This window comes from Globicatella sp. PHS-GS-PNBC-21-1553, assembly GCF_033564055.1.
In the GTDB taxonomy this organism is placed as follows: Bacteria; Bacillota; Bacilli; order Lactobacillales; family Aerococcaceae; genus Globicatella; species Globicatella sulfidifaciens.
This window is the reverse complement of the sequence record NZ_CP085470.1, coordinates 608,843-631,835: the sequence shown is the minus strand read 5'-3', so window position 1 is coordinate 631,835 and position 22,993 is coordinate 608,843. Positions and strand designations below refer to the sequence as shown.

The following is a 22,993-nucleotide window of genomic DNA, read 5'->3' as shown; positions in this document are numbered from 1 at the left end:
AAACTTGATATACTAAAAGTATTAAAAAGGAGATGATTAAGATGCCGCAAGTTCAACAAAAAGCCACGACTAAAAGATTGGTTGCGATAGGAGCTTCATTAATTATTTTAGGACTGGGCGCTTTTACAACGACTCAAAAACAGCAAAATGAGCAAACATCTAGTTCAGAATCATTAACTGACATGGTACTGAATCGCCAAGATTTTAATGAAAAAGTCTTACAAGGTAATGATGTCACCAATCGTATCGCAGTTATCCGTGTCAATGGCGTGATTCAAGATAATGGGTCAAGTTCTTTGATAAGTGGTAGTGAAGGATATCAGCACCAACAAGTGCTAGAACAATTTAAAGCAGCTGCCAAAGACTCAACCGTAAAAGGGATACTATTAGCAGTTGACAGTCCTGGCGGTGGTGTTTATGAAAGTGCTGAGTTACGTGCGCAAATTCAAAAAGTTCGCGAAGAAACGAACAAACCGATTTATACTTCATTTGGCTCAGTCTCAGCTAGTGGTGGTTATTATATTTCAGCAGAAACAGATCGAATTTATGCTGCCGAAGAGACAACAACCGGTTCAATTGGAGTTATTATGGGCAATTATGATTTCTCACAATTAATGGAAAATATTGGTGTGAAGCAAAATGTTATTAAATCCGGCGAAATGAAAGATATTATGAGTTCTACTCGATCAATGACGAAAGAAGAAAAAGAAGTAATCCAAACTTACTTAAATAATTCTTTTGAACGTTTCTTAGAAATTGTGATGAATGGTCGAGGTATGAGCAAAGAGGAAGTTTTAAAAGTAGCGGATGGACGTGTGTTTGATGGACGTCAAGCTGTTGAAAATGGTCTGGTTGATGAAATCGGTTATGAAGCTGACGCAATTAAGGGGCTGGCAGAAAAAATAGCAGCTGAGAATCCAGTGGTATTTGAATATGTAGCAAAAGATGCAAGTCTCTTTTCAAACTACTTACCATTTGGTTTAAACTTTAAACGGAATCAAGATTTAACTTCACAGGCTGGGCAAGTGTGGTCATTCATTGAAACACAACAATCACCAACTGCTCAATATATTTATCGAGGTGGTCACTAATGACAAAATTAGATAAATCAACTTTAGAGGACGAATGGGTTAATCAAGTCGAACAACTTTCAGAAAATGCAGCTGGCGATGCCATTACGAATAACGAGAATCAAGCAACAAGCGATGAGGAGTTAGTTGACACTGTCAATGAATCGTTAACTCATGATGCAGAAGATGATGCCGTTCTTGCACGGGAGGATTACGAAGATGTAAAAGTACTCCATGATAATGTTACACCTGAATTATCTTCAGTTAATGAAAATGTATCTGAACAGGAATTACCTGTAAACGAGACGATGTTAACGCCTAAAGACAATTCTTTAAACCAGGAGCCATCAACTAACGAGACGCAGTCAACGCCTAAAGACGATGCTTCAAGAGATGCTGATCTATTGACAGCTAATGAAACGAACCAACAGACAGCTGCCACCTCTACCAAAGAGGAGTATGATTGGTCAACCGGTAAGGATTCAACCAACAATTATCAAGCAATCGAGAAAGCAGCATGGGAAGCGGATCGTAAACATAAAATTGATAAAGGCTCACCTTATGAGTTTCATTATATTGCTAGTGCCCATCGACGTGTTGTGGCCTTTTTAATTGATAGCTTAGTCATAACGGGACTTATTAATTTGTTCTTCAGCATGTGGAGCTTTACGTCGTTGATTAACTTTGGAATTTCAACTGCTATTTATTGTCTTTACTTTGCGGGATTGACTTTAATCTTTAAAGGACAAACTTTAGGCAAGATGATAATGGGCTTAAGAACGGTTCGCTTGGATGGTTATAATCTAAAACTATCAGATATTTTCTTTAGAGAAATTGTATCTAGAATTATTCAAAGACCATATCCCTTTTTATATTTAATCAGTTTCTTTACTAGTGAGAAAAAACAAATTGGGGACTGGGTGGCCAACACTTGTGTCATCGTAGATTTTGAATAAATGAGGAGTAGCAAATGATCAAACCAATAGTAAAAGATACCTTTCTCTTATCACAAAAATCAGTAGAAGCAACTAAAGCGGATCTGCCTATCATCCGAGATTTACAAGATACTTTAAATGCTAATCGTGAACACTGTGTTGGCATGGCCGCTAATATGATTGGCCATTTGAAAAATATTATTATTTTCTCTTTAGGACCGATTGACATGGTAATGGTGAATCCACAAATCATCGCAAAATCGAAACCATATGAGGTTGAAGAAAGTTGTTTGTCATTAGAAGGAGTGCGTCAAACGACTCGCTACCGCAAAATAACGGTGAGTTACCAAGATGCTCATTTTAAAAAGCATACTGGACAGTATCAAGATTTTTTAGCGCAAGTGATTCAACACGAAATCGATCATCTCCATGGTATTATTATTTAATAGTTAGCTGAAGTGAGTATGTTAAAAAAAGTATTGTTGAAATGAATAAACAATTGCTAAAGGAATTCGTTTTCATCATTTAATGCAAATTTTAGAAAATCATGATAAAATGAAAAGCGAGTGAAAACGGAGGTGGATGAATGGTTACGATTAATGATATTGCAAGAGAAGCGGGCGTTGCCAAGAGCACCGTTTCGAGATATCTTAATGGTGGCTCAGTAAGTCAGAAAACAGCTGAGAAAATAAATTTCGTGATCCAAAAAACAGGATATTTACCGAACACCTTTGCCCAAAGTTTAAAAGCAAAGCAAACGAAAATGGTGGGAGCGATCACACCACGTTTAGATAGTTATGCGTCAAATACAATGTTATCTGGAGTAGAAAGTTACTTAAGAAAAAAGGTTATAAATTATTAATTGTCAATTCAAACCTTGAACCCGAATCAGAATTAGAGGCGATAAGAAGTTTTCAAGCGAACCGGATGGATGGCATTATCTTTTTGATGACCCATTTTTCAGAAGATTTAGAAAAAACAATGAAAGCATCTAAAATACCAATTGTGGTAGTGGGGCAAGAAAATCCAATAGGAGATTCAATTTTCTTTAGCGAACAAACAGCTGGAGAACAATTAGCGCATTACCTTTATCGATTGGGTCATCGTAAAATTCATTATTTAGCAGCTACTAAAAACGACCCTGCGATTGGGATATACCGTCGTAACGCTATACGAAATACATTTCTAGCCTTCGGGGATACGGAGTTTGAAGAGTTAGAGGCGGGCTTTAGAATGGACGAAGCATATGAAGTGACTAAGCGAGAGTTAATTTTATCGCAACCAGAGTTAATTGTGGGAGCAACCGATATGATGGCCATTGGTGCGATGAAAGCCTGTTTAGAAGAAGGGTTAAGAGTCCCGAAAGATGTTAGTATTGCGGGCTTTGGGAATCATGCGACCGGTGCTTCTTTTTATCCAGGTTTAACAACAGTCGAATATCCTTATTTTAATGCGGGCGAGATTGCGGCGGACCATTTGTTACACCGAATTAATCATCAGCAACAAGAAGAAAGCATCGAATTACCAACAAAATTAATTTTAAGAGAGTCTGTTTTGGATAAAAGATGAAGAAAAAGACCTGTGAAAACATGAAAATAATGAATTTTTTTGAAAAATTATTTTCAATCGCTTTCAAAAAGATGACTTATTACCAGCGTTTTGGTAAGGAGGTCATCTCTTTTTTATAACTTAATGTAGTTTGAAAACCTTAATTTAATCATTTTGTTTACGTTTCCATGTTGCATTTTATTTTTTTATTTCGTATAATGAACTCAGCAGTTCGGAACTGGTTCCAAAAAGTAAACAAATATATGGAGGTATCAAAATGGATTACAAAGATATAGCAAAATCCGTTGTGGAAAATTTAGGCGGAACAGAAAACATTAATAGCGTGGCTCACTGTGCAACTCGTTTACGTGTAATGGTGAAAGACGAGCAAAAAATTAATAAAGAAAAAATGGAAAATGTCGATAAAGTAATGGGTGCTTTCTTTAACTCAGGACAATATCAAATCATTTTTGGAACGGGTACCGTTAATAAAGTATATGATGCAGTTGCTCAATTACCAGGTGTTAATACGGTGACAAAATCTGATCAAAAAGCATCAGCATCTGAACAACAACCACAAGGTAGTTTCTTTAAACGTGCCATTCGTACTTTTGGTGATGTGTTTGTTCCAATTATTCCGGTTTTAGTAGCGACCGGGTTATTTATGGGGGTTCGTGGATTATTAACACAGCCTGACATATTGGCATTATTTGGAATGACTCCAGAGAGCTTAAACCCAAATTTTATTCAATGGACTGAAATTTTAACGGATACAGCTTTTGCTTTCTTACCAGCATTAGTCGCTTGGTCTTCATTTAAAGTATTTGGTGGTAACCCAGTATTAGGGATTGTCTTAGGATTGATGATGGTACACCCTTCATTGCCAAATGCTTATGATGTAGCAGGTGGTAGAGCCGAGCCAATGCAATTCTTTGGTTTCATTCCCGTTGTCGGTTATCAAGGTACGGTAATCCCTGCTTTTATTGTTGGGATGGTCGGTGCAAAATTAGAAAAATGGCTACATCAACATGTTTCTGAAACCTTTGATTTATTAGTCACACCATTCTTAACGTTATTAATCATGAATATTTTAGGTTTATTTGCGATTGGACCTGTATTCCATTCATTAGAAACAGTCGTTTTATCAGCAACGGAATGGGTATTAGCTTTACCATTTGGTTTAGCCGGATTAATTATTGGTGGGTTACAACAATTAATCGTCGTGACTGGTATTCACCATATTTTCAACTTCTTGGAAGTGCAATTATTAGCAAAAGATGGTGTCAACCAATTTAATGCCTTCTTAACCGCAGCAACCGCTGCACAAGCTGGCGCAATCTTTGGTGTAGGATCAAAAACCACTAATGCTAAATTAAAAACCTTATCTTTCTCAGCAGGTATCTCTTGTTTATTAGGAATTACTGAACCAGCTATCTTTGGTGTTAACTTACGTTATGGTAAACCATTTGTGATGGGGTTAATTGGTGGTGCTGTAGGTGGTTTTTTAGGTAGTATTTTAAACCTTAAAGCAACTGGTATGTCAGTTACTGTCTTACCTGGTACTTTATTATACTTAAATCAATTATTACCGTACTTCTTAATGATGGCAGTGGCCTTTGGAGTTGCATATGGATTAACTTATATGTTTGGTTTTAATGATGAAATGACCGCGAAATAATAATTTAACTGAGGCTGGGAGTGGGCAAGAAGTAGAAAATTAAATAATTTTCGCTTCGTCTGCCCACTCCCGCACAGTTGAGTAGGACTCAAACAAGTCGTTAAGACGCAGATTGAGACCACTCAACCACTGCGCTATTAATTAACGAATAATAATCTTGACTAAAATTTATCAAGTGTATGCCTAACCCCAACCTCATTCGTGTTTTTAATTGTTAATTATAAAAGCAAAGTTGAAATGGTAATTACTATTTTAAGTTTAGTAAACTGTGGAGGAAGACACGAGTAATAAAAATGAGTAAGACTTATTTAATCTTTAAGGTTTTAAGAAAGGGATGAATTAATTGAGAAATCAGGGGAAATATGCACAACATTTCCATATTACACCGACTGAAGGATTGCTTAATGATCCAAATGGTTTGTGTTATTTTCAAGGATATTATCATGTGTTTTATCAGTTAAATCCATATAACACCAATCATGAAACAAAATATTGGGGGCATTTACGTTCCAAAGACATGATGCATTGGGAACAATTACCTATTGCGTTAAAATCAGACGATTGGTTTGATAAAAATGGCGTATATTCCGGAAGTGCAATCGTTCATAATGAACAACTGTATTTATTTTATACAGGGAATACGAAAGATGATCAAGGTGTTAGAAAAAGTTATCAATGTTTAGCTACTTCTTCAGATGGCATTAGCTTTGAAAAACATGGTCCAATATTAGAACAAGCACCAGGTTTTACTGGGCATGTACGTGATCCAAAAGTTTGGTGGGATGAACAACTATCGGGATGGTGGATGATTTTAGGGGCTCAAAGAGAAGAACTTACGGGTGATACGATTGCCTATTTCTCAAAAGATTTATTGAATTGGGATTATAAAGGATCTATTTTACAATTTGAAGAACCACTGGGTTATATGTGGGAATGTCCGGATTTAATCTTTTTAACGGATGAAGTTACCGGTGAAGAAAAGGCAGTCTTTATTTTTTCACCACAAGGCTTAGAACCTAAAGAGCATCGTTATCATAATATTTTTAATACAACCTATATTGTTGGTAAATGGGACAATGAACAGGCACAATTCATTCCTGAAGCGGAGTCGGCGCGTGAGTTAGCTGAAGTCGATGGTGGGTTTGAGTTTTATGCACCCCAAACATTTACGGCACCAGATGGTAGAACGATTCAATATGCATGGATGGGCACGATGTGGCCAGAAGTTGAAGAGGCAGTACCGACACATCGTGATAAATGGATTCATCATCTATCAATGCCGAGAAGTTTACATTTAGTAGATAATCGATTGGTGCAACGACCAATAGTTGAAACTGAGGCATTATTATCAAATGAAGTTCAACAGGTTAAATGGGAAGGTAATGATTTAATCGAGTTACCATTAGCGAATCCGTCAAGAATTCAAATTGAGGGAATAAATAATTTGACATCTGACTTCAATATTATGATTGATCAAGCTGTTCATATTCAGTACAAGCAACTTAACCAAGAATTAACTATTGAACGTATTAATTGGCATACCAAAAAAGCTGAAACGCGCTCGGTACTATTAAAAGAAGCTGCTGCACAATTAGATATTTGGTTGGATACGAGTTCTTTAGAATTATTCATCAATGAGGGAGCGACTACGATGTCGATGCGCTATTTTGCTGATAAACCTCATTCTAAAGTAACTTTCCAAGCAGAAGCAATTAGTACGCCTTGTGATATTAAGGTAACCAAATTATTAGCTTATCAATTTTCTTAAAAATATAATATAACAACCAGATGTAATTCGAGGGAAAGGTCATAAGTATAAAATCAGTTGATTTTTGCTTTGACCGTCAAGCCTCGAATTTTTTTATTTGATTTAACATTGACTATATTTGACATTCAACGTGAGATAATGTATTATACTCTCATGAACATTTGAATAAGAGGTGAAATAAAATGACAATGGCAATGATTTTAGAAGGAATTAATTATTTAGCAAGTATCGCAAAAACACGCGACTTAACAAAAGCAGAAGAAATTTTACGGGAAGAACTGCGTGGTGCTTATTTGGCCTTAATACGCCAAGCATTTCGTAAGCAAATTGAGGGCGTAAAATTAGTGGATGAAACAGGTGCCGACGTCACCCCTGAAAAATTAAAAGCAGTTCAGAAAGAAAAAGGCCTTCATGGGCGCGATCAAGATTTACCAACCCGAATGGCAAAGTTTTTATCAATGCTGCCAGATGTCGAAGAAGGCACTGTCATTTTTGGAGAAGCGAATGACCTCTATGATGACGAGTACGATGAAGAATTCGACAATGAGTATGGTTTCGATTATTATGAAGAATACAATAGCGAATCTGAAGAATATAATGAGTATGATGACGTGGAAGACGAAGATCGATTTGATGGCGAATAGGGAACCGTTTAATCATAAAGTCTAATTAATCTAAAATTAAAGAACATAATCATTTGCAGATAGCGTTAAGTAGTGGCAGGCACATTTACTACTTGATGCTTTTTTTATTTATGAATATTTGGTGAAGATGTCTTTCTAATTTTGTAAAATGTTTGACAAATAAGTGAGTTTAAGCCTTTCATAATAAGATTATGATATAATTTTAAGTGAGAGAACAAGGAGGAATTATTATGAAAATGGGACGTCAATTTAAACATTTATTATTATCATCACTTTTAGTGTTAAGTCAGATTTCGGTACCAATGATTAGTGCTCAAGATTCAAGTAACTCCGTACAATATCAAGTAGGAGTCAAATTAAATTTGCCGGATAATACGGCTCAAGACAAAACCGATGTTAGTTATGACATCATTAATGTTCAAACCAATGATGTTGTTTATTCATATCGTAATGGCGAAGTAACTGGTGGCGAACTTAATTTACCTGAAGGGCAATATATACTGCGTCTCTATTATTGGGATAATATTAGTCAATCAGGTGCGATTGTAGCCGATGAGTTAGAGCAATCGATAGCGGAACCTACCGCGGAAGAACAAACAAATGGTAAGTCAGTGAGAAAGACACATACGCCAGGTTACGAAAATACTTTAGGGGATGGCAGTGTCGTTTATGATGTGCCTTTTGAGGTGAAAGCTACTGCTGAACTTTTAGATGAGAGTAGTCAACAATATCATGCCGCATTAAATTTTTATATTGCAGATCCTCAAACAGCGCAAAATAATGATACAACAGGTCAAGATATGACTGAGACCTCAACCGAAGCGTCAGTTGAAGAAACAGAAGCACCGGTTGAAGAAACCGAATCGTCAGTTGAAGAAACGGAAGCACCAGTTGAAGAAACAGAAATGCCAGTCTTAAATGGTGCGGTCTCACTAACGGTAGTGGATGAAAATGGTAATGAGGTACCAAATGTCAATTTTGATTTTTCTGGTCATGCATTAACAACGGATGAAAATGGGCAAGCACATATCGATGGTTTAACGCCAGGTGCTTATACACTAACGATTGATGGCTTACCTGAAGGTTACCAAGGTGAATTAAATCAAGAAATAATAGTTGAGGAAAACACCGAATCTCAACTTACCTTAACTGTTAACACGGTACCAGCCACAGCTTCAGCAATTATCAGTATCGTTGATGAAAATGGGACACCAATTCCCAATGTTGGAGTATTGATGGAAGGTGTGGAAGTCGTTACTGATGAACAAGGCCAAGCGGTCTTTGCTGATTTACCAGCTGGTGACTATTATTTTGATTTAAGCAGCATTCCGAATAATTATACTGGAGAAACAGCCGGCTCTTTAGTAATTGACCCTTCAGTTGGAGATACCACGATGACGATGACGTTAACAACAGTGGCTCAGACAGGAAATGTTAAGTTTGTCGTTACCGATCAAGATGGGCAAGCTTTACCAAATGTCGGAATTCAATTCCAAGATCAGCTTATCTATACAACAGAAGATGGAAGTGTGACAGTATCAGGTTTAGACTTAAGTGAGTATAACTATACAGTTGCGGAGTTGCCAACAGAGTATACTTTAGATAATCCATCTGGTAGTTTTACCCTAGCGAATGCTGATGAGACGGTTGAAGTACCAATACAAGTTCAAGCCGTTCCCCAAGTAGGAAAGGCCGTCATTCAAGTAGTCGATGAAAATCAAGCACCGGTACCAGGAGTTTCCATTTTAATTAATGGCGAGACCAAACTCATTACAAATGATGCGGGTCAAATTTCATTAGAAGACCAAGCATTAGGTACTTATCAATATCAAGTCACTGCCTTACCAGAAGGGTATCAAAGTGATCCATTAGAAGGGTCATATGAAGTATCAACAGAAGGGATGACGGTCAATTTAGCGGTACAAACAGCACCTAAAACCCAAGTTGTTAAAATGACCTTCGTCGATCAATTAGGACAAGCCGTTCCCAACATTACTGTGACTATAGATGAACAAACTGCAACAACGGATGAGAATGGTGTCGTTACTTTTGATAAAGTTGCTATCGCGGAACAAGTTTATCAAGTGACTAATCTACCAGAGAAATTTAATGAAAGTTACGAAGGTAGTTTAACGGTGTCAGCAGATGCTGCTATCGATCAAACAGTCGTGTTAGAACGTGAAGTGACAAAAGGAACAGCTACATTAACCGTTGTCGATCAGGATAATGAGCCAGTTGCCGGAATCAATGTTAAATTTGGTGGCTTAAATGCGATATCCGATGATAACGGACAAGTACATTTTGATAACTTAGATTTAGGTAACTATCATTATGCAGCTGTCGAAGGACCAGCCAATGTCACCTTATTAGAAGAAGAAAAATTAGCTGAAATAACCGAAGGAATTGAATTTTCTGATAAAATAGTAGTTGAAGAAACGAAAGAAGGCAGCGTTCAATTTATCATTCGTGATGAAGACAATAATCCGGTCAAAGGGATTACGGTAAAAATCAATAACCAAGAATTTACGACAGATGAAGAAGGACAAGTTCAAGTTTCTGAATTGGCTCCAGGAGAAGTAGGTTATACTGTATCAGAATCGCCAGATTATACATTTAATCAAGCAGAAGGAACTATTGTGGTCGAAGCGGGTCAAACAAAAGTAGTTGAAATTAAGGCAACAATTGTTGAAACAACTACAGAAGCGCCGACGACCACGGAGGCACCGACGACTACGGAGGCACCGACAACTACGGAAGCACCGACAACTACAGAAGCACCGACGACTACGGAGGCACCGACGACCACGGAGGCACCGACAACTACGGAAGCACCGACGACTACAGAATCGCCAACGACCACGGAAGCACCGACGACTACAGAAGCACCGACAACTACAGAAGCGCCGACGACCACGGAGGCACCAACGACCACGGAAGCGCCGACGACCACGACAGTTGAACAAACGACAATTGCGTCAGAACAGGCGTTAAAACAATTTGTTGATTCAACGACCAATGTTGAAGTTTGGGTTCATCCAGATGATGCGAATAAAGTAGCGAAAATAGTAGTTGAACGTGTAAGTCAAAATATACCACAATCGTTATCTAATAAAGAGGCTGATTTTTATAATATTAAAGCGGTAGATCAAAATGGTCAACCGGTAAGTTTTACAAAAACTATACAAGTAAAATTACCAACACGACCAATCAATTCACAAATTCAATTATTACGTATTAACGAACAACAATTAACCTCGATTAATCATACGGTTCATAATCAACGCGTTAATTTTACGACGCAACAATTAGGATTATATGCTTTAGTTTATGGGGATAAAGTAACCGCAACGACAGAAGCAACTACTACACAACCAACTACCACCACTCAGCAACAAACATTAACGGTGGATAAAACGAAAACAGTCCAAAAAACAATACCGAATACCGGTGAAAAACGAAGTGTATTAGGGGTGATGTTGGCTATTGGATTACTAGCATTAGGTGGTTTAGTTATTTTTGGTAAGAAAAATAATTCGAATCGAGATGAATAACCAAAATAAGTTTGAAGACAGCGATTAAGTTCGCTTCTTCAAACTTTTTTCATACCAGATACAAATTATCAACCTGAACAAAATTGAAGCAACGATTGATGACTTTATTAAAAGGACAGATGAGGTAAAACAAGAGACTTTACAATAATTTTACAATTCTCATTTTAATCGTTCGGATAATTTTATAGTTAAGAAGCTTGATGTTATAACCTTTCTAAGTGCTTTTGTAAAAGCATTAATAAGATTTTGTAAATTTATATCAGTTGTTATACTTTCCTGTTTATTTATTTGCTATAATAAAAACATAAGGCCGATTTTCGAGTCTGCCATAATATATTTGGAGGGATTTTTCACATGAAAAAATCATTGCGCAATATTGCGTTATTCGGATTAGTTGGAACAATGTTATCAGGAACTTTTGCAGGTGTTACAGCACATGCTCAAGAAAAAATTGATTCATTAAAAGTAATGTTTGTACCTTCTCGTGACCCAGAAGATATCATTACTGCTACTGAACCATTAAAACAAATGTTAAAAGATGAATTAGCTAAAGAAGGCTTCGAAATCGGTGAAGTGGAAATTGAAGTTGGTACTAACTATGAAGCAGCTGGTGAAGCATTATCTGCTGGAACTGCCGATATTGGTTTTATCCCTGGTGGAACTTATGTTTTATATGATGAAGATGTTGATGTTATCTTAACTTCAACTCGTCAAGGATTAAGCAAAGACTCTGAAAATCCTGCTGACTGGAACGACGGCAAACCAACTGAAAAAGTTGAAGATCAAGTAACTTATTACAAAGGTTTAATCATTGCTGGACCTTCTGAAAAAGGTAAAGAGTTAGCAGAAAAAATTAATAATGGTGAAGAATTAACATGGGAAGATGTTGATTCAGCTAAATGGGCTGTAATGTCATCTTCATCTTCATCAGGTTATATTTACCCATCAATCTGGTTAGGTAATCAATTTGAAGGTAAAAAAATCTCTGACTTAGCAAATGTTGTACAATCTGAATCTTACGGAAGTTCTGTAGCGCGTTTAGCTGCTGAACAAGTAGATATCATCGTTGGATATGCTGACTTACGTGTTGATAATGTTGAAGATTGGGAAGGCGACATGAACCGTGAAGCATCAATCTTTGAAGAAACTAACGTAATCGGTGTTACTCCAAATGTTTACAACGATACTGTTTCTGTTTCTAAAACATCACCTAACATGACGGATGAATTAAAAGCAGCAATTGCTAAAGCAATGATTAACATCGCTGGTACTGAAGAAGGCAAAGAAGTTATCTCTATCTACAGCCACGAAGGTTACCAAGAAGCTAAATCAGAAGATTACGATACAGAACGTGAAGCTCAAAAAATCTTACGTGAACAAGGTAATAACTAATTAGCTTAAATAATGAATTGAACGTCTCGGGATATTCCTGAGACGTTTTTTGCGCTTGATTTATTGGAGAAGAATTAAGGTTTCTAACAGCCCAGAAATAAGTGAAGTCTGTTTTCCCTTTAAATTTGATGGAGCTAAAACTTTCCTAACAGCGGAAAAGTTTATTTAAGCATACATTTCTCAATAAAATTTAATATCAAAAAAATCCCCAAGGCTCTTATTAAGAAGCTTTAGGGATTATATTTTGGTTGATTTTAAAAATGTAAGTGACCGAAAAATTCACGGTAAAGAGCACGAATCGCATCATCTTTATCATCCATACTAATGGTATAGAACATACTAATTTCAGAGGCACCTTGGTTGATCATTAAAATATTAATTGCTTGTGAAGCTAAAGCGCGGGTTGCTTTATTGGCGGTGCCCACGACTTCAGCCATTTCTTCACCCACAATTACTACAATGGCCAAATCCGTTTCGACATTAATGAAATCAGGATCCAGTTGCTCTTCGATATCCTTTAAGAGCGCATCTAAAGTGCCGGGAGCTGCTAGTTGGTGAGAACGAACCACCACTGAAATATCATCAATCCCGGTAGGAATATGTTCAATTGAAATATGGTGATCTTCAAAAATTTGTAACAATTTGCGAGTAAAACCTAATTGACGGTTTAATAAATATTTATTAATAGAAATAGCAGTAAACCCTTCATCGCAACTAATTCCAATAGCAGGTAAATTAGGATTGATTTCTCGCTGAGCAACAATTTTAGTACCAGCAATTTCAGGGTGGTTAGTATTTCTCACCATCACGGGGATATCCACTTGATATAAAGGCTCTAATGCTTCATCGTGAAAAATTCCGAAACCAGAATAAGCTAACTCACGCATTTCACGATAAGTAATTTCTTTAATAGCATAAGGTTTACGGACGATGCCAGGGTGGGCTGCGTAAATATAGCTTTGATCTGTAAAGTTTTCATAAATATCAGCTTCAACACCACGAGCAACAATCGCGCCTGTAATATCACTACCGCCACGAGGGAAGGTCACGATATTGCCATTTCGTGAATAACCGAAGAAGCCAGGAATGATTAAAATTTGTTCATCATGCTTATATTGTGCGATTTTATCATAGGACTCCAATAATAAATGAGCATTACTCGGTTCATCACTCACGATAATACCCAATTCAGCTGGAGAAATATAACGGGCATTAAGGCCAATACGTTGAAAATACTGACTTATTAATTGAGCATTAAAATCTTCACCGCACGCTTTAAGAGCATCTAATAGTCGCAGAGGGTCAGTAATTGAAGATAAATACTCAGTTAAAACATGATCAAAATGGGTAATAATCTCTTTTGAAAGTGATAACTCATCAGCAATTGAAGAATAGCGATCTAAGACCATCTGTTTTGCCCTTTCAATTGATCCGCTATGAACTTTCTCATCAAATAAATGGATTAATAAATCCGTCACCTTCGTATCCTTATCATCTCTTTTCCCTGGTGCCGAAACAATTACGAATTGAATTTCCGGGTCATTTTGAATGATATTGGCTACTTTTTGTATTTGGGTTGCGTTACTTAACGAGCTCCCTCCAAATTTTGCGACTTTCATGCTATCACATCCTTGAACAATAATAATTTTTAACTTTATTAATCATCATACATGAAAAGATGGCAAAAAGGTAGTGTTTATTGTAAAATGAAGAGTAATAAATGAGAAAATCATTAAAATAAACTGGAGGAGAGCACTTTATGATGAAAATAGCAATTTTAGGATTAGGAACAGTAGGCGGAGGCGTTTTAAAACTATTACAAAAGGTTAATGAGTCTCGTACTGATTCAAAAATTGACATTACTCATGTGCTAGCTCGAGAAATTAAAGATGAGACCCTGGATTTAACAGGAATTGTAGTGACCGATGACATTGATGAAATATTAAACAGTGATATCCAACTTATTGTGGAGGTTTTAGGTGGCGTCGATTTTCCTTATGAAGTTCAAAGAAAAGCATTAGAACGTGGTATTCATGTGGTAACGGCTAATAAAGATATGCTTGCATTACATCTTAACGAATTAGCACAAATAGCAAATCAACATCAAGCCCAAATTGGTTATGAAGCGAGTTGTGGTGGGGGTATACCAATCATCCAACCTTTACAATATAGTTTAAATGCTAATAAAATTAATAAAGTGATGGGAATTTTAAATGGCACGACTAATTATATTTTGACGAAGATGGCTGATGAACAATGTGAATACCAAGAGGCTTTAGCACAAGCGCAAGCATTAGGATATGCCGAAAAGGATCCTACTAATGATGTTGAAGGTTATGATGCGACACGTAAAATTGCGATATTATCACGCTTAGCTTTTAAAGTAAATATTCCGCTTGAACGTGTCGAGGTAAGAGGTATTAGTCAAGTTGATCAACAAGACATCCAATTGGCTCAAGAAAATGGCTTCACTCTTAAATTATTAGGAAAAAGTCGTCAAGTTGCGGATGCCATCAGTATCAGTGTAGAGACCAGTGCTGTTACCCACTACCCATAGTTTAGCTAATGTCAAATTAGAAAAAAATGCGATATTTATTGAGGGAGATGCCGTGGGACAAACAATGTTTTATGGACCAGGAGCCGGCAGTTCGGAAACAGCATCCGCAGTAGTATCGGATATTTTGTTCATCGAAAAATTTGGCTTCACTGGGAATCTAACCACTCAAGAAAGTGCCCATTTCACAAAAAGTATAACAGATCATCGTTATTATATCCGTTTGGAGGAAGATATGTCCCTTTTAAAAGAGCGATTAACTGCGATGAACATCAAGTATCAACTATGGCAAAATGACGAAATAACAGCCGTTTTAACCGCAACCATTTCAGAACCAACATTTAAAGCGTTGACCCAAGAATTAACACTGGCAGCTTATTATCAGATAGAAGGTGAATAGATGTCACAGTTTGAAATAAAAGTACCAGCAACCACTGCGAATTTAGGAGTTGGGTTTGATTCAATTGGGTTAGCCCTTAATAAGTTTCTAACAGTTAAAGCGTCCCCGGCTGACAACTGGCAATTTAACTTTAAGGATGCTTTTTTAAAGGTTTTGCCGAACAATGAGCAAAATTTAGTCGCCAAGGTTGCGAATAAAGTTGCTTCAAAATTTAAGCAGACGATGCCACCATTAAGAGTGGAAATGAGTAGTGAAATTCCTTTAACGCATGGTTTAGGCAGTTCTTCTAGTGCTATTGTAGCAGGTATTGAATTAGCCAATCATTTTGTTCAATTAAATTTAACTCAAGAACAAAAAATTGTGATAGCGACTGAAATAGAAGGGCATCCAGATAATGTTGGCCCTTGTGTGACCGGCGGCTTGTTTATCGGAGCTTATGAAAATGGTGTATTATTTTATGAAACGGCTGATTTCAATCATGTAGGGATTATTTTAAGTATTCCCGATTATGAGTTGAGTACAGCAGAAGTTCGCAAAGTGCTACCGGCAGAATATTCTAAAGAAGCAATAATCCTTCAAAATGCCTACAGCAATATTATGACGGCTGCTATGTTGAAAGGCGATTTTGAAAAGATGGGGGCGATGATGATGAAAGACCTTATTCATGAACCTTATCGTCAACCTTTAATAAAAGAATTTGATGCAGTAAAAAATATTGCCCTTACTACCGGTGCTTTTGCCACTGTTATTAGTGGTGCCGGACCGACAATTTTAACGCTTTGTCCGGTTGAACGGACAGAAGCCATTCTTCAGTCGCTTAATTCAATGGTACCCGAATGTCGACATGAAATCACAACGGTATACCCTTTAATAACTTAATATTTTAGAGACTGGCTGGTTTAATTGCTGCCAGTCTTTTTTATTACCTAATCGTGTATTAGATGCACCCTATCAGGTAGTTTTTCAGTAATTAAAACTCATCAAATATTACTTAAATGATGACACTCGTTGAATTGTGTTACGATATATTATTTAATCTCTCCTTAAACGGAATAACATGAAGCTTTTTGGGTAGCAATGGCTTTTTTCACACTTGTTATTGCCAATGACATTAGACTTTTTCTGTCGAGCAACAGAAGAGATAAAAATTGCTGATCCATAAACTTTCTTTTTTATGTGCTGCAGTCTATTGACTATTTAGCCACTTAATAGCATAAACCATTTCAACATTTTGCGTTTTTTATCAATAATATAGCGTTAAAACCGCAAGCTTGTGTACTACTTAAAAGGATCATTTTTCAAAAAAAGCAACGACTTAATAAATTTACTATTAATAATAAGAAAACTGGTTAACTTTTAAAGATTTATTGCGTATAATAAAACGGTATGAAATGGGTAAAAGGAGAACGCGATGAGTTTATTATCAGTAACGAATTTAACGCATGGCTTTGGTGATCGTGCTATTTTTGAAGATGTATCATTCCGTTTATTAAAAGGAGAACATATCGGATTGGTCGGTGCTAATGGTGAAGGTAAATCTACTTTCATGAATATTGTCACGGGTCAAAGATTACCTGATGAAGGGAAAATTGAATGGGCTCGTAATGTCAAAGTAGGCTATTTGGATCAACATTCTGTATTGGAAAAAGGCCAAACCGTTCGCGATGCTTTAAGAACAGCTTTTGACGATTTATTTAAAGATGAAGCCAGAATCAATGAGATATATATGGCGATGTCAGAAGCTGAAGGTGAAGAACTGGATGCCTTAATGGAAGAGGTAGGAGAACTTCAAGAACGCTTAGAGGTGCATGATTTTTATATCTTAGACGCCAAAATTGATGAAGTAGCACGGGCTTTAGGTATAGTAGACTATGGAATGGATAGTGATGTCACCGAGTTAAGTGGTGGCCAACGTACGAAAATTTTACTAGCTAAATTATTATTAGAAAAACCTGATATTTTACTATTAGACGAGCCGACTAACTATTTAGATGCTGAGCATATTGAATGGTTAAAACGTTATTTACAAAATTATGAAAATGCCTTTATTTTGATTTCACATGATATTCCATTTTTAAATGAAGTGATTAATATTATTTACCATGTCGATAATTTACAAATTACTCGTTATACCGGTGACTATTATCAATTTAAAGAAGTCTATGCGATGAAACAAGCGCAGTTAGAAGCAGCCTATGAACGTCAACAAAAAGAGATTGCTGACTTGAAAGATTTTGTCAATCGTAACAAAGCCAGAGTCGCTACTCGGAATATGGCTATGTCACGCCAGAAAAAATTAGATAAAATGGATATTATTGAATTAAAAGCTGAAAAGCCCAAGCCTAATTTTAATTTTAAATCAGCGCGCACTCCAGGCCGCTTTATCTTTGAAGCTGAAGAATTAGTAATTGGTTATGATCGTCCATTAACTAAGCCTTTGAATTTAGTGTTTGAACGGAATCAAAAGATTGCTATTATCGGTGCCAATGGGATTGGGAAAACAACTTTACTAAAGAGTCTTTTAGGCATTATTGAACCAATCAGTGGTCAAGTCGAACAAGGGGATTACTTAGAAATTGGCTACTTTGCTCAAGAAGTACCTGGTGGTAATCGTCAAACACCATTAGAAGCCGTATGGGAAGCATTTCCAAGTCTTAATCAAGCAGAAGTTCGTGCAGCTTTAGCTCATGTTGGGTTAACCGCGAAACATATCGATAGTCAAATCCAAGTACTAAGTGGGGGCGAACAAGCCAAAGTCCGTTTTTGCTTACTAATGAATCGTGAAAATAATGTCTTAGTGTTAGATGAACCAACCAATCATTTAGACGTCGATGCCAAAGACGAATTAAAGCGAGCATTACAAGAGTATAAAGGCAGTATTTTAATGGTCTGCCACGAACCTGATTTTTATGAAGGTTGGGTCGACGGTGTATGGGATTTTAGTGAATTGGCGTAGTAAATTTTGAAAGTAGAATATGAAGTAATCAGACGTTTAGCCATCATTTGTGATCGCAAAAGATCGATAGCATGAATGATTTTTAATTACATCATCTAGTTTGAAGAACTAATGTATTTTTCTCTTGTAGTCCTAGTCGGGATTACAGAGGCCATTATACAAATTCTTCAAGCTTTTTTTTATATCTTATTGTTTTCTCTATTTTTCAGAAAATTAACTTAAATTCGTTTTCATAAAAACAAAGTATTTGACGATTTTAAAATCACAAACTATAATAGTTAGCATACAAACAATTGTAGTTCGTATCCATACTAAAAAGAAAGGAGTCGTCATGTTTCATATCGGATTTAAAATCAGAGAGTTAGGTTTAATCATTGAAAAGTATCTGCAACACATGATCATCCAGTGTAATTTGGAACATTTAGAAGGACCTCAAGGTGCTGTCTTATTTTACTTAATTAGTCATGAGGATCAAGATATTTTTCAAAAAGACATTGAACAACTCCTAAATATACAGAAAGCTTCGGCATCAGGGTTAATCAAGCGGATGGAAAAAATGGGTTTATCCATGTCCAGCCTTTGGAAAGTGATAAACGTTTTAAAGCCATCAAAGTAACAGATGAAGGAAAGGCCAAGCATCTAGCGATTGAGAATTTCTTGAAACAAGTTGAAGCCGACCTTAGTAACGGTATTAGTCAAGAGGAATTTAAAATTTTCCATAATGTCATCAAAAAAGTAACTCAAAATGCGCAAGTAGAATCAGAAGAAAAACAAGAAGGAGAATATGAATGTTAAAAATATTCAAACGAATGAATAGAAAAGAAGTGATGATGGCTGTCGTCAGTGTTCTATTCATTATGGCCCAAGTCTGGCTAGATTTAAAAGTACCAGATTATATGTCAGAAGTGACCAAAAAATTAGTGACGCCAGGTACAGAACTTAAAGAGCTCTATCAACCTGGAGGGATGATGTTACTCTTATCATTATTAAGTTTTGCGACCAGTCTATTAGTTGGCTTTTTAGCAGCTCGATTGGGAGCAAGTTTTACACGAACATTAAGACGTGATATTTTTGAACACGTGTTAAGTTTCTCAGCCAAGGAAACACAAAGCTTTTCAGTCCCAAGTTTAATTACACGTACAACAAATGATATTATTCAATTACAAATGTTAATTGCCTTTGGTTTGCAAGTAATGGTCAAAGGACCCATTATGGCCGGCTGGGCGATGGTTAAAATATCTAACAAAAATGGTCAATGGATGTTAGCAACCGCATTAGCCGTACTTTTACTATTAATTGTTATTACCATTATTATGGTATTGGCTTTTCCAAAGCAAAAAATGATCCAAAAATTAACCGATAAGTTGAATGCTATCTCACGTGAAAACTTAACCGGGATACGTGTCATTCGAGCTTACAATGCTGAAAAATTCCGCAATGAGAAATTTGATGTTGCCAACAGTGAATTGACCGATACCAATTTGTTCTCAATGCGAATGTTCTCATTAATGATGCCATTAATGACGATAGTATCTAGTGGGTTATCGTTATCGGTTTATTGGATTGGGGCTTATCTCATTCAAAATGCAGCTTTAAATATGAAAATAACACTCTTTGGCGATATGGCAGTCTTTACTTCTTATGCGATGCAAGTGGTCATGGGGTTCATGATGATGACGATGATTTTTGTCATGCTACCAAGAGCGATTGTGTCTGCTAAACGTATTAATGAAGTATTAGAGACGCATTCTGTGATTGACTATCCTGCAACAACCAAAACGAACAGTCAAGCGAATGAATATGTTTTAGAATATGAAAATGTAACCTTTAAATATAGTGATAGTGCTGAACCCGTTATTTCGAATGTTAGCTTCAAGGCTAAAAAGGGACAAACAATTGCCTTTATCGGTTCCACAGGTAGTGGTAAGAGTACCTTAATTAATTTATTACCACGTTTTTACGATGTGACCAGTGGTGCTATTAAGTTAAATGGACAAAACATCAAAGAGATTGCCCATGATGATTTAAATAATAGGGTGGGCTATATACCACAAAAAGCCGTCATCTTTAGTGGAACCATTGCCTCCAATTTGAATTTTGGTGAAAGTAATGAATCGCCTTTAACGGAAGAAAAAATGAATGCGGCTTTAGAGTTAGCACAAGCGAAAGAATTTGTATTAAGTAAAGAAAACGGCTTGCAATCAACAGTGGCTCAAGAAGGTGCAAATTTCTCAGGGGGTCAAAAACAACGACTAGCAATTGCCCGTGCTTTAGCGCGCAAACCAGAAATTTTAATATTCGATGATTCCTTCTCAGCTTTAGACTATAAAACGGATAAAGCGTTGAGACATGATTTAGCAGTTCAAACGGCTGATATGACGAAGTTAATTGTCGCGCAACGTATTTCAACCATTATGGATGCAGATTTAATCTTAGTATTAGATCAAGGGAAAGTAGTTGGTCAAGGTACGCATCAAGAATTATTAGCTAATAATGAAGTGTATCAAGAAATTGCCTACTCACAATTATCAAAGGAGGAATTAACCAATGGCTAAAAAACAACCACAATCAGAAAAAGCCCTAAAACGTGCTTTACGCTATGCCGATGGCTATTTAATTCCCATCGTGATTGCCTTAATTTTCTCAATTATTAGTAGTGTTATCACCGTTATCGGACCTGATAAAATGAGTGAAATGATGGATGTCATTACTCAGGGGGTGATGGTTGGTATTGACTTAAATAAAATTGATAAAATAGGAAAAACATTAGTCATCTTGTATTTAACGGCAGCGCTAATGGGGTATGCACAAAGCTTTATTGTGGCAACTATTTCACAACGCTATACCCAACGCCTTCGTCGTGCAATCGCTGAAAAGATGAATCGCCTTCCTTTACGATACTTTGATAGCCGTCCAACCGGTGATGTTTTATCCATTATTACCAATGACTTGGATACTGTTGGTCAAAGCTTAAATCAAAGTTTAGGAACATTAGTTTCGGCAACAGTTTTATTAATCGGTACGTTGTTTATGATGTTTAAAACGAATTGGGTAATGGCTTTAACAGTAATCAGTTCGGTTTTTATTGGTTTTATTGGAATGGTCTTTATTATGAGTAAATCACGTGCTCATTTTAAGGCGCAACAAAAGAACTTAGCTACTGTCAATGGCTATATCGAAGAAGCCTATACCGGACTCTCGATTGTCAGCAGTTATAATGCAGCCGATGAAATGAAGGGCCAATTTGCAAAATTAAATGAACAATTATACGGAAGTGCTTGGAAATCACAATTTTTAGGTGGGATGATGATGCCACTGATGGCTTTCATCGGGAACTTCGGTTATGTGATGGTTAGTTTAATGGGCGCTTACCTAGTTTTAAATGGGCACATTACCATCGGGGTCATAATTGCCTTTATGGTGTACGTTCGTTTATTCTCACAACCATTATCCCAAATTGCTCAAGCGGCACAAAGCTTACAATCAGCTGGAGCAGCCTTAGGTCGAGTGATGGACTATTTAGAGGCAGACGAAATGAGTGACGAATCGTATAAAACAACCCAATTATCACAAATTAAAGGACAGGTTGCCTTCGAACATGTTAATTTTGGCTATGATGAAGGTAAAACGATTATTCATGATTTCTCTGCCGAAGCTAAAGCGGGGCAAAAAATCGCGATTGTTGGTCCAACCGGTGCTGGTAAAACAACGATTGTTAACTTATTAATGCGCTTCTATGAAGTCAATAGCGGTCAAATTTTAATCGATGGCGTCAATATTAAAGACATGACTCGTGCTGAATTGCATGAATATTTCAGTATGGTATTACAAGATACTTGGTTATTTGAGGGGAGTATTCGCGATAATTTAGTGTTCAATCAACCAGAGATAACACAAGAAGAAGTGATAAAGGCAGCCAAAGCGGTGGGGATTCATCATTTTATTACCACATTACCTCAAGGTTATGACACGGTATTGGATGATTCCGTTCAATTATCAGTAGGACAAAAACAATTAATGACCATTGCCCGTGCGTTATTAAAAGATGCTCCATTATTAATTTTAGATGAAGCGACGAGCTCAGTGGATACTCGTACGGAAGAATTAATTCAAAAAGCAATGGACGCCTTAATGGTGGGGCGTACCTCATTTGTCATTGCTCATCGACTTTCAACCATTCGTAATGCTGACTTAATATTAGTAATGAAAGACGGAAATATTATCGAACAAGGTAATCACGATCAATTAATGGTTCAAGACGGCTTTTATGCGGACTTATATAATAGTCAGTTTGAGAATGGTAATGGCACCTTTGAGGAAGAAGAACTTTAATCTAAAAGGAATAAAGCATATAACGAACATAATGATTGAATTTAAACGACTTTACAACTTTTTGTGTGGCCCCACAATAAATTAAAAAAGCATATCTAGCGAAAGTGTTTAGCTAAGCGAAGGTACCTAAATAGAAAAACCAGTTAACTAGTTTCCTAAAAGGGA

General features: G+C 36.6%; 17 protein-coding genes and 2 pseudogenes. 18 read left to right on the top strand and 1 reads right to left on the bottom strand.

Annotation, left to right across the window (positions count from 1 at the left end; genetic code table 11):
* Positions 1 to 41: 41 nt before the first annotated feature.
* From sppA to LB888_RS02830, 10 genes and pseudogenes are all read left to right on the top strand, one after another.
* Positions 42 to 1,091, top strand: a complete 1,050-nt coding sequence (gene sppA / locus LB888_RS02875; protein WP_318753548.1) for a signal peptide peptidase SppA — start codon at positions 42 to 44, stop codon at positions 1,089 to 1,091.
* Entirely contained in the window at positions 1,091 to 2,026 is a 936-nt protein-coding gene (locus LB888_RS02870) for an RDD family protein (RefSeq protein ID WP_318753547.1), read from the top strand. The genes sppA and LB888_RS02870 overlap by 1 nt, the downstream gene beginning before the upstream one ends.
* 14 nt (positions 2,027 to 2,040) lie before the next feature.
* The gene (locus LB888_RS02865) at positions 2,041 to 2,451 is read left to right on the top strand and encodes a peptide deformylase (protein WP_318753546.1); all 411 of its coding nucleotides are present in this window, start codon (positions 2,041 to 2,043) and stop codon (positions 2,449 to 2,451) included.
* A 140-nt stretch (positions 2,452 to 2,591) separates the two neighbouring features.
* Positions 2,592 to 2,867 (top strand): LacI family DNA-binding transcriptional regulator, encoded by a 276-nt coding sequence (locus LB888_RS02860; protein ID WP_318753545.1) that lies wholly within the window; start codon positions 2,592 to 2,594, stop codon positions 2,865 to 2,867.
* Positions 2,822 to 3,574 (top strand): trehalose repressor, encoded by a 753-nt coding sequence (locus LB888_RS02855; protein ID WP_318753946.1) that lies wholly within the window; start codon positions 2,822 to 2,824, stop codon positions 3,572 to 3,574. Before LB888_RS02860 ends, LB888_RS02855 begins: the two co-directional genes overlap by 46 nt.
* A 256-nt stretch (positions 3,575 to 3,830) precedes the next feature.
* Positions 3,831 to 5,222: pseudogene (locus LB888_RS02850) on the top strand (sucrose-specific PTS transporter subunit IIBC); the annotation flags it as partial.
* A gap of 352 nt (positions 5,223 to 5,574) precedes the next feature.
* Positions 5,575 to 6,999, top strand: coding sequence for a sucrose-6-phosphate hydrolase (locus LB888_RS02845; protein ID WP_318753544.1), 1,425 nt, complete (start codon positions 5,575 to 5,577; stop codon positions 6,997 to 6,999).
* A 188-nt stretch (positions 7,000 to 7,187) separates the two neighbouring features.
* Positions 7,188 to 7,433, top strand: a pseudogene (locus LB888_RS02840) (DUF896 domain-containing protein); the annotation flags it as partial.
* A gap of 440 nt (positions 7,434 to 7,873) precedes the next feature.
* Positions 7,874 to 11,194: a SpaA isopeptide-forming pilin-related protein gene (locus LB888_RS02835; RefSeq protein WP_318753543.1), complete on the top strand. Its 3,321-nt coding sequence runs from the start codon at positions 7,874 to 7,876 to the stop codon at positions 11,192 to 11,194.
* Positions 11,195 to 11,548: 354 nt separating this feature from the next.
* Complete coding sequence (locus LB888_RS02830; protein ID WP_376713537.1) at positions 11,549 to 12,586, top strand: phosphate/phosphite/phosphonate ABC transporter substrate-binding protein; 1,038 nt, start codon at positions 11,549 to 11,551, stop codon at positions 12,584 to 12,586.
* 254 nt (positions 12,587 to 12,840) lie between these two features.
* Here the strand turns inward: LB888_RS02830 and LB888_RS02825 are convergent, their stop codons facing one another.
* Entirely contained in the window at positions 12,841 to 14,205 is a 1,365-nt protein-coding gene (locus tag LB888_RS02825; protein WP_318753542.1) for an aspartate kinase, read from the bottom strand.
* A 140-nt stretch (positions 14,206 to 14,345) separates the two neighbouring features.
* Here LB888_RS02825 and LB888_RS02820 point away from each other — a divergent pair, with 140 nt between their 5' ends.
* The 8 genes from LB888_RS02820 to LB888_RS02785 all read left to right on the top strand — a co-directional run bounded on the left by LB888_RS02820 (position 14,346) and on the right by LB888_RS02785 (position 22,828).
* A complete protein-coding gene (locus LB888_RS02820; RefSeq protein WP_318753541.1) occupies positions 14,346 to 15,143 on the top strand; it encodes a homoserine dehydrogenase in 798 nt (265 codons plus the stop codon).
* Entirely contained in the window at positions 15,121 to 15,540 is a 420-nt protein-coding gene (locus LB888_RS02815; RefSeq protein ID WP_318753540.1) for a hypothetical protein, read from the top strand. The genes LB888_RS02820 and LB888_RS02815 overlap by 23 nt, the downstream gene beginning before the upstream one ends.
* The gene (gene thrB / locus LB888_RS02810) at positions 15,541 to 16,419 is read left to right on the top strand and encodes a homoserine kinase (protein ID WP_318753539.1); all 879 of its coding nucleotides are present in this window, start codon (positions 15,541 to 15,543) and stop codon (positions 16,417 to 16,419) included. It abuts the gene before it with no gap.
* Between the two features lie 532 nt (positions 16,420 to 16,951).
* Positions 16,952 to 18,496 carry an ABC-F family ATP-binding cassette domain-containing protein gene (locus tag LB888_RS02805; protein ID WP_318753538.1) on the top strand — a complete coding sequence of 515 codons (1,545 nt, stop codon included), beginning with the start codon at positions 16,952 to 16,954 and terminating at the stop codon, positions 18,494 to 18,496.
* Between the two features lie 331 nt (positions 18,497 to 18,827).
* A complete protein-coding gene (locus LB888_RS02800; protein ID WP_318753537.1) occupies positions 18,828 to 19,112 on the top strand; it encodes a helix-turn-helix domain-containing protein in 285 nt (94 codons plus the stop codon).
* 41 nt (positions 19,113 to 19,153) lie between these two features.
* Complete coding sequence (locus tag LB888_RS02795; protein WP_318753536.1) at positions 19,154 to 19,291, top strand: hypothetical protein; 138 nt, start codon at positions 19,154 to 19,156, stop codon at positions 19,289 to 19,291.
* A complete protein-coding gene (locus LB888_RS02790; RefSeq protein ID WP_318753535.1) occupies positions 19,285 to 21,051 on the top strand; it encodes an ABC transporter ATP-binding protein in 1,767 nt (588 codons plus the stop codon). The genes LB888_RS02795 and LB888_RS02790 overlap by 7 nt, the downstream gene beginning before the upstream one ends.
* Complete coding sequence (locus LB888_RS02785) at positions 21,044 to 22,828, top strand: ABC transporter ATP-binding protein (protein ID WP_318753534.1); 1,785 nt, start codon at positions 21,044 to 21,046, stop codon at positions 22,826 to 22,828. Before LB888_RS02790 ends, LB888_RS02785 begins: the two co-directional genes overlap by 8 nt.
* The last annotated feature ends 165 nt before the right edge of the window (positions 22,829 to 22,993 follow it).